Source organism: Psychrobacter sp. (assembly GCF_035469765.1).
GTDB lineage: Bacteria > Pseudomonadota > Gammaproteobacteria > Pseudomonadales > Moraxellaceae > Psychrobacter.
In genome coordinates this window covers 1-3,528 of the sequence record NZ_DATIRM010000033.1, presented here as the reverse complement: position 1 = coordinate 3,528, position 3,528 = coordinate 1, and the positions used below count along the sequence as shown (strand labels likewise).

General features: G+C 39.4%; 2 protein-coding genes and 1 pseudogene. 1 reads left to right on the top strand and 2 read right to left on the bottom strand.

What is annotated here, in order from left to right:
• Positions 1 to 358, bottom strand: a pseudogene (locus VLN09_RS00790) (hypothetical protein); the annotation flags it as partial.
• 898 nt (positions 359 to 1,256) lie between these two features.
• The gene (locus VLN09_RS00785) at positions 1,257 to 1,460 is read right to left on the bottom strand and encodes a CsbD family protein (RefSeq protein ID WP_325243167.1); all 204 of its coding nucleotides are present in this window, start codon (positions 1,458 to 1,460) and stop codon (positions 1,257 to 1,259) included.
• Between the two features lie 513 nt (positions 1,461 to 1,973).
• Here VLN09_RS00785 and VLN09_RS00780 point away from each other — a divergent pair.
• The coding region (locus tag VLN09_RS00780) for a molybdopterin-dependent oxidoreductase (protein WP_325243165.1) at positions 1,974 to 3,528 on the top strand (1,555 nt) is incomplete at its 3' end.

Below are 3,528 nucleotides of genomic sequence, written 5' to 3'. Positions count from 1 at the left end.
CATCCCAAGCATTCGACCAAGATTTTTTGGTCGAGCTGATTAGTCTTAGATCTGGTGACGTATATTTCAACTCATAGGCTTGGTTATTCTTTTTGGCAAGCGCGGTCAGTATACGGTTGCCGCGATAGCTATCCGTTCTGATATCCATCACATCATAGCCTTTACGGCGCAAGTCCTGACGCAGCTGCTGAATAGCACGGTTGTTTTCAGCCTGACTATAACCACTCTTATCGTTGTATATCGGATAATTGTCATAACCTGGACCGGCGACGGCACAGCCAGCAGTAACCCCAATGAGTGCAATGGCAAGCGAGGTGGGTATGGCCGTTTTAAGCGAGAAAAGTTTTAGTATTTTCATGATGAAATCTCCTAGGATATAAATTGGCAGAATAAAGCTCACACCTGATACTGGAAAAATTTGTTGAGATATAATACAGAATAACACCAGTAATCATGAATAATACGCAAAAAATGCTCGTGAATTATCGATGTTTGTTCTTTAATTTCGTTATTCTTGAAATATTCTCTTACATACATATAATAAGGCTTAAAGCTCATTAACACATGACATTGCTGTTAAGAAGTTGTAAATTTTGCAAATAATTGCGTAACCATTCGATACTTTCGGTGACTAAGGTGTTGCTTATAACCACAAAGATCGCTAACACTACTATATTATTTATTGGATTAAAAAATAATTAAAGTGGCTTTCAGATATTAATATGATAATAATCAATAATTTATGATAAAAATATAGCTAATACTTAACTGGTGTAAGCATATGCTTACAAGCAATGACGTTTACGCGACTTAACAGTCAGTCAATAATTTGACACTATACACACACGGCATAAGGGAATGTGACTCAAGGATTGAGTTAACCGTATTAAGGACATTGTTTTAATTGCTAGCATCAGGATGATAATAGCAATTAAAACAAGGACACATGACCCGTGTTGCAGGCAGATAATGCCAATGGTAGTAAAAAGGGTAGGATGCCCGACTGTCACAATATACTTAATATCTTGCAAGGATGCAGCGATTAGAGTGGTGATGGGTAACATGGATAGTTAACAATAAAACCGCATAACAATTCATTGCTATGCGGTTTTATCGTGTCTGGACTTTAGACTTTATTTTTCAATAACTCATAAACAGGTTATAAAAAAACCGCATCAAGAACTAATGCGGTTTTTGTTTAAATAATCTGCTTATGAAAGTTTTATCTTGATCTTCTTTATAAGTATCACTATTTACTAGTATTTATTTTCAGTACGCCATGCATCTACTTCACGCTCAGCATCATCTTTACTGTGACCATAACGCTCTTGCACTTTACCAACGAGCTTATCACGGCTACCTTCGACGTGTAATAAATCATCATCAGTAAGATCAGCCCATTTCTGCTTTACTGAGCCTTTCACTTGGTTCCACTCGCCTTTTAGAGTATGTTCATTCATTGCTATTATCCTTGTTTTAGTTATTGCGTCTTTTACAGTGGCTGTTATTTAAAAATTTAAATCAACAGGTTGCAGAACGCTTTAGTATCCAAATTATTATTTATCATTCTTATTGCTACTACAGTGCTTTTCTTAAATAGCTTGTTTCTTGTATACCATTTTCTAAGCTTTCGATTACTTCACAACCAGCCATTGGCTAACTTGTGAGACCAATATATGAATTTCAAAATGCTTTGTCTGTATGCACAATGTTGAGACTGTTACTCGATTATGAAAAAAATCATAGCAATGTTATGGATGGCTCACTTATGTAATGATTGGAGTATTTTGTCAGCAAGTTGCGTAACTAAGGTGCATAACTACAGTGCACACATTTGACTATGAGTTAAGGGGATAGCCAGATATAGTAGAGAAAATAGACTGTCAAAATAAAGTCTGAAAAAGGAATTTATCAGCGACTTAATGAAAACGACTTAATGAAAACGATGATATAAAACAACAGGGAGCGTGACCGTGGCTACTGAACCAGTCAAATCCAAGGAGCAGACACATTTTAGAACCTGCAATCTGTGCGAGGCGATGTGTGGTATCGAAATAAAACATGATGGCAAAAAAGTTTTATCTATCAAAGGTGATAAAAACGATCCGTTTTCTAAAGGCTATATTTGCCCAAAAGCAACCGCCTTGCAAGACTTGCATGAGGATCCTGACCGCTTGCGTCATCCTGTTGAAAGAACCGCTAATGGTTGGCAACAAATTAGCTGGACTGAAGCATTGGACAAAGTCGCTGCTGGTATTGGCACGGTGCAAAAGCAATATGGCAAAAATGCTTTTGGCGTCTACCTTGGCAATCCAAACGTACATAATTTGGGCGGCATGCTAACGATTAAGCATCTGCTAAACAGCCTCAAAACGCGCAGTCGCTTCTCTGCCACTTCGGTCGATCAATTACCGCACCATATTGTTAGCATGCATTTATTCGGGCATATGCTGCGTATTCCTGTGCCTGATGTCAACCATACTCAGTATATGCTCATCATAGGTGGCAATCCGCTAGCGTCTAACGGCAGTATCATGACGGCACCAAACATGCGCCAAAAGCTAAAAGATATTAAAGCACGTGGTGGCAAAGTCGTCGTCATCGACCCAAGGCGTACTGAAACCGCCAATATCGCAAGCGAGCATCACTTTATTCGTCCAGCGACTGATGTATTGTTATTATTAGCAATGCTCAATGAGATTTATTTGCAAGGCTATGCTGATAAAGCTAGCATCAATAATAGAGCAGCATCACTTGCGCCAGAAATAGAGCGATTGGCAGATTTTGCCAAAGACTATAGCGCAGAGTCAGTTGCCGCTATTACGGGTATAGCCACGGTTGAGATTAAGCGACTTGTTACAGAATTTTGTGAAGCAAAAAGCTCGGTTTGCTATGGTCGGATGGGTATATCAGTGCAGGAATTCGGTTTATTAAGCCAGTATTTGTCTATGGTTATCAATATCGTGACGGGGCGCTTGGACGAAGTGGGTGGTTTGATGTTCCCGAATGCTGCAGTCGATGTGGTGAATAATTCTGGTCCGGGGTATTTGGGTAAGCGTCATAGTCGCGTCAGCAAGCTACCTGACTTTAATGGTGAATATCCCGTGGTCGCCATGAGTGATGAGATGTTGATCGAAGGTGAGGGGCAATTAAAAGGCTTTATGACTGTGGCAGGTAATCCTGTCTTGAGTACACCCAATGGCGAAAAATTAGATCAAGCCTTTGAACAGTTAGATTTTATGGTCGCCATTGATTATTTTGTCAATGAAACCAGTCGCCATGCTAATATTATTTTGCCGCCAGTCTCACCGCTAGAGCGCGACCATTATGATGTTACCTTTAATAATTTTGCGGTACATAACATCGCTAAATATTCAAAAGCTTTGTTTCGTAAAAATAAGAACGCCAAGCATGATTGGCAAATCTATCTAGAACTGGCAAAGCGCTTGGATAAAAAAGCATCTTTAGCAACCAAAGCCGAACGGCTATTGATAAAGTGGTTAGAACCAAAGTTTGTGCTTGATCAAG

Coding starts and splice junctions, on each gene's coding strand:
- VLN09_RS00785 (WP_325243167.1), bottom strand. CDS start 1,460: ATGAATGAACATACTCTAAAAGGCGAGTGGAACCAAGTGAAAGGCTCA.